We start from the raw sequence: 11,913 nt of genomic DNA, 5'->3' as shown, positions 1-11,913 counted from the left end.
GCCGGCGAACGCCGCTACTTCTCCGAGGCATCCATGCTCGAGCTGGCCACCATGAACAACCCCATCGAGGTCATCGACGAGGCGGTGATCCTCCCCGAACTCGCCGCCGAAATTCCCCGGCTCTATCAGCGCGTCGGGCCGCTGCCAGCGAACCAAAGCCCCCACCTGAGTCACTTCCCGGTCCGCTGCCGATACCACCGGACGTCGGGCCGACTCATGCTCAACATGCTCGCCACGTTGGCCGAATACGAACGCGAGCTCATCACGGAACGCGTAAACGCCGGGATCGCCGCCGCCCGGTACGGCGGCACCAAGTCCGGCCGGCCTCTGTCGGATCCCATCGTCGTCGCCGACAAGCTCAAGCTCGTCACCGAAGCGAGGGCGAAGGGCCGCACGGCCGAGGATGCGGCGCGGCTTGTCGGGTGGAGCCGGGCCAATCTGTACCGGCATCAGCAGGCCCTCGCGGCGCGCGAGAGCACCACCGTGTAGGTGACTCGTGAATGCGGCAGGGAGGTGGCGTGTTCTTCGGCTGCAAGTCGAAGATCAGATTCCGCTCGCTGTCCTCGCTCGAGAGACCGGGATCGCCACTCGGACGTTTCAACGCAGGAGCCAGCTCTACCGGGTAGGCGGCGTCGCAGCCCTCTACCCTCACCCGGGAACCGACAATAGTGTCCGCCGAACCTCGGCCGAGACGGTCGCGTTCGTCGAACGGTTGGCGCACACTCGGCCACGGCCAAGTATCGCCACGTTGCATCGCCTCCCTGTCACGGACGCTCAAGCTCGTGAGATGCCGGCGCCGAGCTATGCGACCGTGCGGCAGATTGCGCAGACCCTCGATCCGGCCCTGGTCACCCTCGCGCTCGAGGGGCCGGTCTCGTACCGGGACAAGTAGGGAGGGACTGCATGGATCTTCATCCGATCCAGCCGGTGCAGGCGATGGTGAGTGGGCCACGCCGTTGAGTGTGACGCGCGCACCATTGCCGTCCGCCAGGAGGCTGTCGAGCGCGTGCTCGTAGCCGGGATTCGGATCCATGTCGCCGGAAACGATAGCGAGCAAGGGTTGGGTGAGCTGAGTACCCGCAGGGGATCTGGGCATGCCGTCGATATCGACCACCGCCGTTATACGCCCGTCTAGCCTGGCCGCCTCGATTGCCGCGGCACCACCGGCGGAGTGCCCCGCGGCAATGAGTTTTCTCAGATCAGCACCCGCTAACTCTGGGGCGTCGGAGGACGCCATCTCGACCTTATCGATGACGGCACGGATGTCCGCAGCTCGAATGCCCACTGCCTGGTTCGCGTTGGCCTGGTCGGTTGCATCGTCGCCAGTCCGATTCGTCGTAGACGACAGAGCCGTCCACGAGCTCAGTCGCGATCGCGTCGTATGGGTGATCGAGAGCAATCACGATGACACCGTTGCTTGCGAGCTGCTCTGCCCACGAGGTGAAGAACCACCTTGAGCTGGCGAACCCTGGCGACGTGACGACGATCGGGAAGGAACCCTGAGCAGTGGGGGCTTGCTCGCTCGCATTGCTCTTCGCATGCCGGAGACTGTCGAAGACAATCGACGGCACACCGTATTGCCGAGCCAAGGCGTCCGGCAGCTGCGAAGCGGACTCCATGTCGCTTGAAAGGTAGGCCGATCCAAGGCTCGACTCGGCGGCCGGGTACCAGACGGTGACCGGCAGCGAGCGTTCCTGTCCTGGTTTGCTTCCACCGTGGGCATCTCGAGTGGGATCGGCCCAGATGTGCGAGGCGACTCCTACCGCATCAGGGCCGGTTGGTGCGGGTAGTGACATCGGCGGGAGTACCCACGCAGCTCCGGCGGTCCCGACCAGACTGAATGCCAGAACGACGGCAGCGACCGACGCGAGCCGCGGTGCCCTTCTGGACCGTACCCACATCACAACGCCCCCTCCCGCAGCGACGGCGATCGCCGCAGCGATCAGTTGAGGCCGCGCGCCCTCGAGCGCAAAAGCGATCACGAGTAGAAGCAGCGCTGCGCATCCCCACACGCTGACCAGCGCAGCATTGCGACGTCGGGTGATGACTCCAACGGTCAGAGCAGCAACTGCTAGTACGGTCACAGCGATGTCAATCTAGGGCATAAGTTCCTCAAGGGGGTAGGGCAGAGCTAGGTTAGATTCGGGCATCTTCGTGGCGCGTCATCCTCACGGATCGAGTAGATCATTCCACCGGATGATCCCAGAGGATCCAACGGAACTTCCGGCGGACATCCTCGTCATCACCGGTCTTCGCCGCACAGCAATCACAGAACGCCGCCAGTCAGCGATCAACTTCGCACTACAGTTCCTCGAGCGATCCTGCCCTGGGGAATCATCTGGAGCACCGCTGTCCGGGCGCGTGGACAGCACGATACCGTAATGCTCTCCGACCAAGGCAGATCTGCAGTAGCCAAACATCTCCTCGGCCGCGGCATTGACCAACACCACCTGGCCCTCCTGTGAGAGGACCAGCAATGCATCCGGGGCCCCTTCAACAAGCAGCTCATAAGAGTCAACAGCGGGTGCCCGCGTATCCGCGGACTGCACCGCACGGCCAGATCCACCTAAGCCGTGCCCGACGTGATCTGAACATTCCTGGTGTACATGATGTTTCATTGGACCTCCATCTAAGTAATGCCAGTGCCCAGCCACGGATCGGTAGGATGCCGCCTGGGTTACCCGTCAGCCACGACCCTTCAAGTAACTAACGTTCTAGCGACGAAGATAGCGCCGTGTAACAGCGCTGAACGTTCCGGCGATTCCCTCAGTCAGACGGCCCGGGCACTGTGGGGACGGGACGCTCGCACGACCACGTCGTGTACGGTTGCCGATCCGGCACCTCTATTGCGTGCTTGTCGACTGCGCGATTCAGCTACCTCAATACGGAGGTCCTCACCGTCAATCGCGGCGAGGATGTCGTCGACGCTGTACGTCAGTCCGCTGAGATGCTTCCGGCGCTGGCTCAGGTCGTCGACATCGGCGTCGTGGCCGACGACGAGTAGGGTTCCCCCGGGTGCGACCGCTGTTGCCAGTGAGCGGAACAACGTCGTGCGGGCCGGCTCCGGCAGGTGCATGAACTGTGACGAGACGAGATCGAACCCCTGCCTCTTGGGAGACCAAGCTGTCAGGTCATGCTGCTGCCAATCGATGCGGGCCGCGGCCTTCGGGTCGTCGGCTTCCGCGTGGGCTCGTGCCTTCTCAAGCGCAGTGGCCGCGATATCGATCCCGGTGACATGCCATCCGTGTCTCGCAAGCCAGAGCGCGTCGCCGCCCTCGCCGCTTCCGACGTCTAAAGCGCGACCCGGTTTGAGGAGGCCCACTTCAGTGACCATCACCGGATTGGGTTGGCCGCTCCAGGCGAGCCCTGGCGCGGCATAGCGGTCCTCCCAGTAGCGACGGCCGAATGGGTTTGCTTCGGGGGCCATCAGTTCGCCGTCTCTAGCCCATGGCGGCGGTTGCCAAGGACGGTCCTCGAATTTTGCGCTTCCGCTTGCACGCTGAAGGGCTCACGACCGGCCACAGCGACCGCAGCTGTCTTCACTGCCACCAGGTCAGCGGTGGTAGTGACGCCGACCTGCCGGGCCGACAGGGCTGCCGTAATTGCCGCCGTGTCAATGTCATCCACGTTGACGGTCACCCAGACACCGGCCTCGGAGGTCCCGCCGGCAAGGGAGGCATCCGGTGCCGTCGTGCCCAAGCGTCCCGGGCCTTCGGGAGCAACCATCCCTGAGGTTGCGAGGAGGTTCGACCGTGCTGGTGCTCCGATCGCGAGGGCATCGACCTGCAGGGTGTGGCCGGATGATAGCGTCACCCCGACTGGACGGTCAGGGTGGACCCGTAGCTCGCATACCGCGCCGGTCACCACAGCTATGCCTCGGGCGGCAAGTTTCTCCCACTCGTCGTCGGTCGGCTCCGGCCCCTCGTGCACAAAAAGGGTGACGTCGTCACTCCACTGGCGAAAAAGCAGCGCCTGCTCGGCGGCAACCGCATTTGTGGCCAGCACGCCGATCGCTTGATCGAGGATCTCCCGGCCGGGTGTTTGGATGCCGGTAGCGTTGCGACGGGCCTGAGCGGCCGCGAACGCTGCGCTCACGCCAGCAGCTCCACCGCCGATGACCAGGACTTCGAACACCCTTTCTGGGTCGCCGGGCCCGTGGGCAAGAGTGTTCGTTTGGTTACGTGTCATTTGTGGTGACCTCCAACATTAATGCTCGCCCCTCCCTAAAGATTTGGAACATTTACTTGCTGAAATGGCAACCCTGGTCCGAGGTGCGAAAGGAGCGCCTCTAGGGGTGGATGAAGGTGCTTCAAACCGAGGGCCACAGCAGCCTGCGAGGCTGCCGAAGCGAGGGCCGCATCCGTGGAGGCGCCTGTCAAGGTGGCATCCAGGTAGCCCGCGAGAAAAGCGTCACCCGCGCCGTTCGTGTCCCTGACATCTGCCGCAACCGCATTCACAGGATGAGGTTCGTCAGCGTTCATGAAGATGTATGAGGCGGCCTGTAGGAACGGCTCATGAAACTCGGCCCGACCGTCGTAGTCATGGTCATTCGTCCCGATGGGGATACGAGTTGATGCAGTCGCGCGGAGGAGAACTTGTGACGTCTCCCATAGGTCCATAACCAGCGCTGCGGCACGCAGGCTTAGCGCCCGGAAATTAGGGATTGACCTGCCGCGGATATCTCGGACAGTGGGCCCTCTTAAAATGAGGGTTCACTGAAAGTAGAGATCAGCATGGCCGCAGCACGTAGGCGTTTCACCCAAGAGTTCAAAGACGAGCTGTGCCGCGAGGTGATCAACACCTCCAAACCGATCAAGGACGTCGCCACCACATACGGCGTCGGCCCTGAGACTCTCCGGAACTGGCTCAACAAATACCGCGAGGCCAACGGCGGCACCGAAGCCGACCTGACCGTGTCGGAACGGGCCCGTCTCAAGGAACTCGAGCGGGAAGTTCAAGAGCTGCGGGCGGAGACCGCATTCTTGAAAAAAGCCAGCGCTTACTTCGCGCGGGAGCAGCGGTAGTGAGCAAGTACGAATACATCGACTCCCAAAAATCTGAGCCCACCAACCAGAATTCGGTGGTGAAAATGTGCCTCTGGCCGGCCGTCCCCACGCCCGGTTTCTACCACTGGGCAATTCGGCCGCAGTCAGCGACCGCGGCCCGGCGAGAGGCACTAATCGCCCGGATTCAGCACTTCTTCGAAGAGTCCGACGGTACCTATGGATACCGCCGAATCCACGCCGACCTGGGCGCCGATCAGACCGAGTGCTCGCCCGAGCTGGGGCGGCAACTCATGCGCCAGATCGGCCTCGTAGCCTGCCAACCACGGCCCTTCCGCATCACCACCGAAGCCGACGCCGAGGCAGCCGCAAGCATGCCCGACCTCGTCAAACGCGACTTCGCTGCCGACCGCCCCGGAGTGAAGTTCGTCGGCGACATTACCTACATCCACACCTGGCAAGGCTTCATCTACCTAGCCACCGTCATCGACTGCTATTCAAAGAAGGTCGTCGGCTGGTCCATCGCCGATCACATGCGCACCGAACTCGTCGCCGACGCCCTCCGCAACGCCGCTGCGACGACCCTGATCGAGCCTGACGCGATCTGGCACTCCGACCGCGGCAGTGTCGGCCAAGTTTCGTGCCTTGGTGACCGGCCTGGGGACGCGCTCCTCGATGGGCCGCACGGGCGTGTGCTGGGACAACAGCATGGGCGAAAGCTCTTTCTCGATGCTCAAGAATGAGCGCGTATATCGCACTGCGTATGCCACGAAAGCGCAAGCTCGCAGCGACGTCATCCGCTATATCGAAGGGTTTTACAACAGTCGACGCCGGCACTCCGCACTCGGTTACCGCCGGCCTAACGAAGTCCACTATGGTTACCAACAGCCAACATTGGCAGCGTAGAAGAATCCACGAATTCCGCTGTCAGAAATGCCCGCGGCAGGTCAGTGACGTCGGTGATGTCGGTGATGTCGAAATCGGTGGTCGCGATCTCCGAATACGCGGGTGGTGGTGTGTGCTGCTGTAGTGCGTGGGTGCGGTCGCGGAGGAATGCGAGTATTTCGGTGATGTTTGGTTCGTCCCAGAGGGAGTCCTCGGGGACGCTGATCAACTCACTCCAGGGTCCGACGATCAGTTTCACGATGATCGGGTTCCCGGTCAGGGTGATGGCGGGCAGGTTCAGGGACTGGGTCGTCTGACTGCTGTTCAGGGCGGTGACGAGTTGGAAGAGCGCGTCCGTGATGGCGTCAGCGGTGAGGAAGGAGGTCCCGCTGTAGGAGATTCGTCGCATTCCTCTACCGTTTCCCAGCCCTGAGTGGTGTTCAACCCCCTTGCCAGGAACCCCGCTCGGGTGTTACTGCCCTGGGGACACACCTTTTGCGGGCTGGCTGGGTTATGTGCCGTTGACTAGTGGTGTTTTGTGACTCCGGAGGATTATCTCCACGCCTGCGTGTTATCGGCAACGCACTGACGGAGGGTTGTGGCGGGACGCCCGGTCAGTGTGCGGATCGAGTGGTTCGGGAACACGGAGATGTTCAGCCGCACCACGCGGTGGATTATCTTCTGCACGGCAACGTAGTCCGCGGGGAAGTTGTCGGCCCTCAGCTGGGCGAGGAATTGGTCTTCGCTGGGTTTGGCGTACCGGATCGGCCGGCCGAGCACGTTGTCGAGACTGGTCCCGCGACCGACCGCTGAAACTGCGCTTTGCCGCACTCTGAGCACCTTTTTCCCAAGCGCCCCAGATGGCCCGAACTCGGGCGTTAGCGTCGAATATTTCACTTCTTCACAAGCCACCCCAACCAAGCTCATACCCTGTCGGAACGCGGGACGATTGCGGCGCAGCCGTATCGTCATTTCGCGGTGGAGCTGCTTCGCGGGACAGAGATCGCAACGTGATATTGCTCATCAATGATGGCGGTTACGTCAGTACGCCGGGAGGGAGCCGCTTTTGTGGGCGCCGCGGCTCGCGTTGTTATAGGCGGTTGAGGACTCCGAGTGCGTCATCGAGTGCACGAGAGATTGAGCGGCCTGCCGGGTTGCGGTGCCATTGTTCAAGTGCGGAGAAGTAGCCGAAGACTAGGGCAGATGACTTGATATGGGCTTCCGTGGTGGTGAGTCTGCCGGATCTGGCGAGGATGGGAGCGATCCGATCGACTGCGTTGGCCAGCATCTCGTAGGAAGACCTGCGGACGGATGGTTCGTCGAAGAAGTAACGGATGCGCCTGTGGGCAAGGCTCCCCTCCGGGTTGTGCTGATCAGGTTTTGGCTCAAAGCGAGCAACGATGGCGCGCACGGTGCCGGCTAGGTCAGTGACGTCGATGACAGCAGCAAGTTCGGCCTCGTTCAGGGTGTCGAAATCATCGGCAAGGACGATCCCTTCCTTGGTGCCGAAGTATCGGTAGACCGTGGAGGGAGAAACCTCGGCAGCTTCGGCGATGTTCTCGACTAGTACGTTTTGGAAGCCACGTTCGTCGAACAAGTCCAACGCTATTCGTTGAATGTGACGCATCGCTGTGCGCCGCTTGCGATCCCGCAATCCTAAGGCCATCTCCCGATGATACTCCTAGTGACTTGCATTTGACTCTCAGTGTCACAATTTGTAGAGTCACTATCAACTGATAGTGACTGTCGATTGGAGTGTTATGATGGCGGAACGCACGGCATCGCGGCAGGTCGCGTTGTCGATCTGTGTGGGTCTGGGATTGGCGGGGACGGTAGTCGCCCTCATTGTGATGGCTGTCGACCACGTGAGTAGTGACAGTATTGCCGCCCATGTTCAGGAGCTCTACGGACCGTATGGTGAGATCCCTGACCCGGTTGTTCCTTGGATTTTCTTGTACGGCATATTCGCGGTCGGGGTGGTCGGGTGGGCGATCGCGTCCGTTGGTGCATGGCGCAAAGCATGGTGGTCTCGGTGGTGGTGCGCGGCCGCCTGTTGCGTGGGTGGTGCGCTGCTAATTTTTCTGGCGGTTGTCTCCGAACACGGCTCCCCCATCCTTCCGCTGCCGTGGCGCATAGTGAGCATCGCCGTGGCCGCGGTCGGCGCGATCACCACAATGATCGCCTGGCTTCCCACCACTGAACGGATAATGGAATGAGCATCCCCACTTCGACCACCTGCCTGGGGCGTGTCTCCTGACCAGAAAAGTGGTTGTCGTTCACGCCGGATAGACCTGTGTCCACTAACCATGGCCAAAGCAACACTGTCGGCCACGAGTGGCGTGTCTGGGTGGTGCTAGGTCGTGTGGGGGCCTTGGGCTGTGAATGGTGCTTGGCCAGGCTGGTGCTGTGAGGCTGGTGATCATCATGGTCGGTGCGGTCCCCGACGCATACGGGCTGTCGCCGTGGCCCATTCTGCAGGGCCGATCCGCTGACAGGTGCTCGGAATGACGGGAGCGAGATCTCACTATGAATCCGACGTGCGGCACCTCGCCGAGTGCGGATATCTGGTGTGACTGGTTGCGACAGGTCAGATCGCCTACGAATCGCCCGGCCGCAAAATTCGCTTTCGTGCCTGCAACACCTGCAATCTCACTCAGTTCTCGTGCCACCTCGGGACAAAGCGGTGGGCGGCCACACGACGTTTGCTCCGGAGAGTTCGTCGGGGGTGGTGCTCGATGGCGGCGAGAGAGGAGATGTTAGGAGCGGTGGTGGGAGCCGGCCAGGGTGGGGATCTGATCGGCGGGGTCGGTCGTTCCTTCTGGGGCGTCGGCGGTGGGGACCAGTCCTGCATCGATGGTGTCGTCGGTGTTGAGGCGTACGAGTTGGTCGCGGGTGAACCCGAAGAACCAGGTGGTGAAGAATCCCACGGTGTAGGCGACGATCAGGCCGGATGCGTAGCCGAGGGCGGCGGCACCCCAGCCGTGATTGCCCTGGAGTAGTGGGAACAGCGAGATGTCACTGGCGCCGATGGCGATCGCGCCGACGGTGTAGCCGAGCTGGTCGAAGAGACCGACTACTGCGCCGCCGAATGCGCCGCCGATGCAGGCGGTGATGAAGGGACGGCCCAGCGGCAGGGTGACGCCGTAGATGAGGGGCTCGCCAACACCGAGAAATCCTGCGGGCAGTGCGCCTTTGATAGTCCGTCCGATGCTGGTGTTGCGGCGGAGCTTATAGAACACGGCGATCGCGGCACCGATTTGGCCGGCGCCACCCATTGCCAGGACCGGCAGCAGGGTGGTGTAACCGACCTGTTCGATCAGGGTGGTGTGGATGGGGGTGAGTGTCTGGTGCAACCCGGTCATCACCAGTGGCAGGAACAGGCCGCCGAGAACGAACCCGGCGAAGACACCCGCAGTGCTCAGCAGCCAGGTGGCACCGATACCGATCTGGATTGACACCCAGCCGGCGGCTGGCATCAGGAGGAAGAGGGCGGCGAGGCCGGCGATCAGCACGGTCAACGTGGGCACGATGAACAGGGCAAGCACGTCGGGCGCCCATTTGCGGGCCCACCGCTCAACGTAGGCGCCCAGGATGGCGGCGCCCATGGCGCCGAGAACCCCTCCCTGGCCGGGGGCCAGTTGCTGGCCCCAGACGACGATGTTCGCGACTCCGGGGGCCACGATGATTCCCCCGATGACGCCGCCGATGATGGGCGTGCCGCCGAACTCTTTGGCCGCGTTCATCGCCACGAACACGGCGAGCAGGGCGAAGAACCCGCTGGACATGACGCTGAAGATCGGAGTCAGAGTCGCCAACCACGGAACCTGGCCGCTCGTGGCCAGGTTGGTCAGGATCCCATTGATGCCGGCGATGAGTCCGCAGGCGATCAGTGCGGGGATCAGTGGGACGAAGATGTTGGAGATGCGTCTCAGAGTATTTTTGACCGGGGTGTTATTGCGTTGTTTGTTCTGTTGCCGGATGGCCGCACCTTTGTCGGCCAGCCGTGTCGCCGAGGAGGCAGTCGCCCCGTCTGCGCGGGCGGCGCTGAGGGCTGACTCCACGTCGATGGCGACCCGGTCAACCAGACCCGGGCCCAGAACGATCTGGCAGTTATCGCCGGGCAGGGCGGCGAGCACCCCGGGGATCGCACGCAGAGCAGCGACATCGACGCGATCCTGGTCACGGACTCCGACACGCAAGCGTGTCATACATTTTTCGACGTCGATGATGTTTTCGGCGCCGCCCAGACCAATGAGCAACTGGTCTGCGATGACTCGTGAGTCGGCCATGACTGAAGTCCTTTCAAGCAAAGTGTGAGGAAGTGAGGGGTTCTCGTGGGAGCAGAAACCCGAGGTACAAAACTATGTCGTGATCTGAAAATAGCTTTCACAGACTCAAGAGTCAAGAGAAATTTTATTTCATAGGGGGGCGGTGTCGTGGAGGGCAGGGTTCGGTCGTCCTCACGCCGGGATCTCTGGTGCGCACTGCCTGGGTGGAGCCGGGTAGATCAATGAAGGTATCCGGATGGGTCAGCTCGGCCAGGAAAACAGCAGCTCGGCAGCGTCGACGGTGGTAGTTGTGGTCGGCGCGGACACGGCGCCCGGCGGGCTCTGCAGAATGATGACCAGGCAGATGTCGGCGTAGCCGTGGGCGGCAATGACCTGTGGGTCATATCGGACTACCGGGTCGCCCGCCTGCACGACGGACCCTTCGGCGGCCAACACCTCAAAGCCCTCACCATTCAGGTGGACCATGTCGATGCCCAGGTGGACCAGGATCCCGGTCCCCGCCGTGGACCGGAAAACGAAGGCGTGCGGCTGGATCCGAACGAGGGTGCCAGTCACCGGCGCTCGAGCCGTCACAAGGCCGGTGTCCGGGGAAGGCTAAACAGCCACTCCCCCGCCGACGATTTCCTGGGCGAACACGGGGTCGGGAACATCGCCGAGCGACAGCACCGTGCCACGCAGAGGGCTGAGGATATTTTCGGGCATAGTCGTCTCTCCTGAAGTGTGACGTGCGGGGACTTGCAGACGAATCGAGACGTGTATCGCCGTCAGCGCTGCACGCCCGTGCCACACGGTGCGACCCGAGTCAGCGGGGATCGCTTAGGGCGATGTGATGGCGGTGCGGACGTCGCCGTGAGCTTGTTCGAGGCGAGCGGTGGCCGTGGGGAAATCAGTGTCGGTGAGGAGCATGACAACGGCGGTCTTGGCATGCCCGCCGGCCTGATCAATTGCAGCGGCGGCGGTATCCGGGTCTGCCCCGGTGGCGGCGCTGACGATGCGGCGGGCGCGGTCGACCAATTTGGCGTTCGTCGGTTGGACGTCGACCATCAGGTTGTGGAAGACCTTTCCGGTGCGGATCATGCTGGCAGTGGAGAGCATGTTGCACACCAGCTTCTGCGCCGAACCGGCCTTCAGCCGGGTAGATCCGGTCAGCACCTCAGGCCCGGTATCGACCTCGATAGCAACATCGGCGTGTCTGCTGATCTCCGCGCCACGATTGCAGGCCACCGAGACGGTGGCCGCCCCAACGCGTCGGGCATAGTCCAAACCGCCAATGACATAGGGGGTTCGGCCGCTGGCGGCGATACCGACGAGAACGTCAACGTCCGTGAGCCCGACTGCCCGCAAGTCGTTCACCGCGAGGTCGGGATCATCTTCGGCCCCTTCGACAGCCTTAAGGAACGCACGCTCGCCGCCGGCGATAAGCCCGAGGACTTCCCCGGGGTCGGTACCGAACGTCGGTGGGCATTCAACGGCGTCCAGCACCCCGAGTCGGCCGCTGGTGCCGGCACCGAGGTAGATCAGCCGTCCGCCGCGGCGGCGCGCGCCGACAATCGCATCGACCGCGTTCTCGATCGCCGGTAGTGCCGCCGCCACCGCAAAGGGGACCGTGCGGTCCTCCTGGTTCATCACGGTGAGCAGGTCCGTGACGGACATCGTGTCCAAGTCCGTGGTGCGGTCATTCGCGGTCTCGGTGCCCAATGTGGCGAGTGCCATGGTGTTATCCCTGTCCTTGGTGT

At 62.8% G+C, this 11,913-nt stretch carries 12 protein-coding genes and 2 pseudogenes; 3 read left to right on the top strand and 11 right to left on the bottom strand.

Translation table 11 applies throughout. The annotated features are described in order from the left end of the window. A partial coding sequence (locus E3T28_RS12520) for a recombinase family protein (RefSeq protein WP_241979326.1) occupies nt 1-489 on the top strand: 489 nt, incomplete at its 5' end. A gap of 755 nt (nt 490-1,244) precedes the next feature. On the opposite strand, the gene E3T28_RS17800 is transcribed toward E3T28_RS12520, so the two are convergent. The 5 genes from E3T28_RS17800 to E3T28_RS17790 form a co-directional block, all read right to left on the bottom strand. Then, nucleotides 1,245-1,796: an alpha/beta hydrolase gene (locus E3T28_RS17800; RefSeq protein ID WP_370260183.1), complete on the bottom strand. Its 552-nt coding sequence runs from the start codon at nt 1,794-1,796 to the stop codon at nt 1,245-1,247. A gap of 372 nt (nt 1,797-2,168) precedes the next feature. Next, nucleotides 2,169-2,618, bottom strand: coding sequence for a PAS domain-containing protein (locus E3T28_RS17795; RefSeq protein WP_134431726.1), 450 nt, complete (start codon nt 2,616-2,618; stop codon nt 2,169-2,171). A 152-nt stretch (nt 2,619-2,770) separates the two neighbouring features. Then, a complete protein-coding gene (locus tag E3T28_RS12505) occupies nt 2,771-3,427 on the bottom strand; it encodes a class I SAM-dependent methyltransferase (RefSeq protein WP_134431724.1) in 657 nt (218 codons plus the stop codon). Beyond that, on the bottom strand, nt 3,427-4,188 hold the full coding sequence (locus E3T28_RS12500) for a hypothetical protein (protein WP_134431721.1): 762 nt from the start codon (nt 4,186-4,188) through the stop codon (nt 3,427-3,429). The genes E3T28_RS12505 and E3T28_RS12500 overlap by 1 nt, the downstream gene beginning before the upstream one ends. 35 nt (nt 4,189-4,223) lie before the next feature. Next, nucleotides 4,224-4,481: a PfkB family carbohydrate kinase gene (locus tag E3T28_RS17790; protein ID WP_198417204.1), complete on the bottom strand. Its 258-nt coding sequence runs from the start codon at nt 4,479-4,481 to the stop codon at nt 4,224-4,226. A gap of 252 nt (nt 4,482-4,733) precedes the next feature. On the opposite strand from E3T28_RS17790, the pseudogene E3T28_RS12490 reads away from it, so the two are divergent. Next, nucleotides 4,734-5,909: pseudogene (locus E3T28_RS12490) on the top strand (IS3 family transposase). On the opposite strand, the gene E3T28_RS12485 reads toward E3T28_RS12490, so the two are convergent. The 3 genes from E3T28_RS12485 to E3T28_RS12475 form a co-directional block, all read right to left on the bottom strand. Beyond that, nucleotides 5,863-6,297, bottom strand: a complete 435-nt coding sequence (locus E3T28_RS12485) for a hypothetical protein (protein WP_134431715.1) — start codon at nt 6,295-6,297, stop codon at nt 5,863-5,865. The pseudogene E3T28_RS12490 and the gene E3T28_RS12485 sit on opposite strands and share 47 nt — an antisense overlap. Before the next feature lie 143 nt (nt 6,298-6,440). After that, nucleotides 6,441-6,719, bottom strand: a complete 279-nt coding sequence (locus E3T28_RS12480) for a Rossmann-fold NAD(P)-binding domain-containing protein (protein WP_134431712.1) — start codon at nt 6,717-6,719, stop codon at nt 6,441-6,443. Between the two features lie 259 nt (nt 6,720-6,978). After that, on the bottom strand, nt 6,979-7,485 hold the full coding sequence (locus E3T28_RS12475) for a TetR/AcrR family transcriptional regulator (RefSeq protein WP_166787025.1): 507 nt from the start codon (nt 7,483-7,485) through the stop codon (nt 6,979-6,981). A gap of 163 nt (nt 7,486-7,648) precedes the next feature. Between E3T28_RS12475 and E3T28_RS12470 the strand changes: the two genes are divergently transcribed. Then, nucleotides 7,649-8,104, top strand: coding sequence for a hypothetical protein (locus E3T28_RS12470; protein ID WP_134431706.1), 456 nt, complete (start codon nt 7,649-7,651; stop codon nt 8,102-8,104). Nucleotides 8,105-8,644: 540 nt separating this feature from the next. Here E3T28_RS12470 and E3T28_RS12465 read toward each other — a convergent pair. From E3T28_RS12465 to murQ, 3 genes and pseudogenes are all read right to left on the bottom strand, one after another. Then, nucleotides 8,645-10,177: a PTS transporter subunit EIIC gene (locus E3T28_RS12465; RefSeq protein WP_134431703.1), complete on the bottom strand. Its 1,533-nt coding sequence runs from the start codon at nt 10,175-10,177 to the stop codon at nt 8,645-8,647. A 240-nt stretch (nt 10,178-10,417) separates the two neighbouring features. Then, nucleotides 10,418-10,879, bottom strand: a pseudogene (locus E3T28_RS12460) (PTS sugar transporter subunit IIA). Between the two features lie 114 nt (nt 10,880-10,993). Continuing rightward, the gene (gene murQ / locus E3T28_RS12455) at nt 10,994-11,890 is read right to left on the bottom strand and encodes an N-acetylmuramic acid 6-phosphate etherase (protein WP_134431745.1); all 897 of its coding nucleotides are present in this window, start codon (nt 11,888-11,890) and stop codon (nt 10,994-10,996) included. Between the last annotated feature and the right edge of the window lie 23 nt (nt 11,891-11,913).

The organism is Cryobacterium sinapicolor, assembly GCF_004403465.1.
Classification (GTDB): Bacteria; Actinomycetota; Actinomycetes; order Actinomycetales; family Microbacteriaceae; genus Cryobacterium; species Cryobacterium sinapicolor.
The sequence above is the reverse complement of the archived record's forward strand: the minus strand, read 5'-3'. Positions and strand labels throughout refer to the sequence as shown.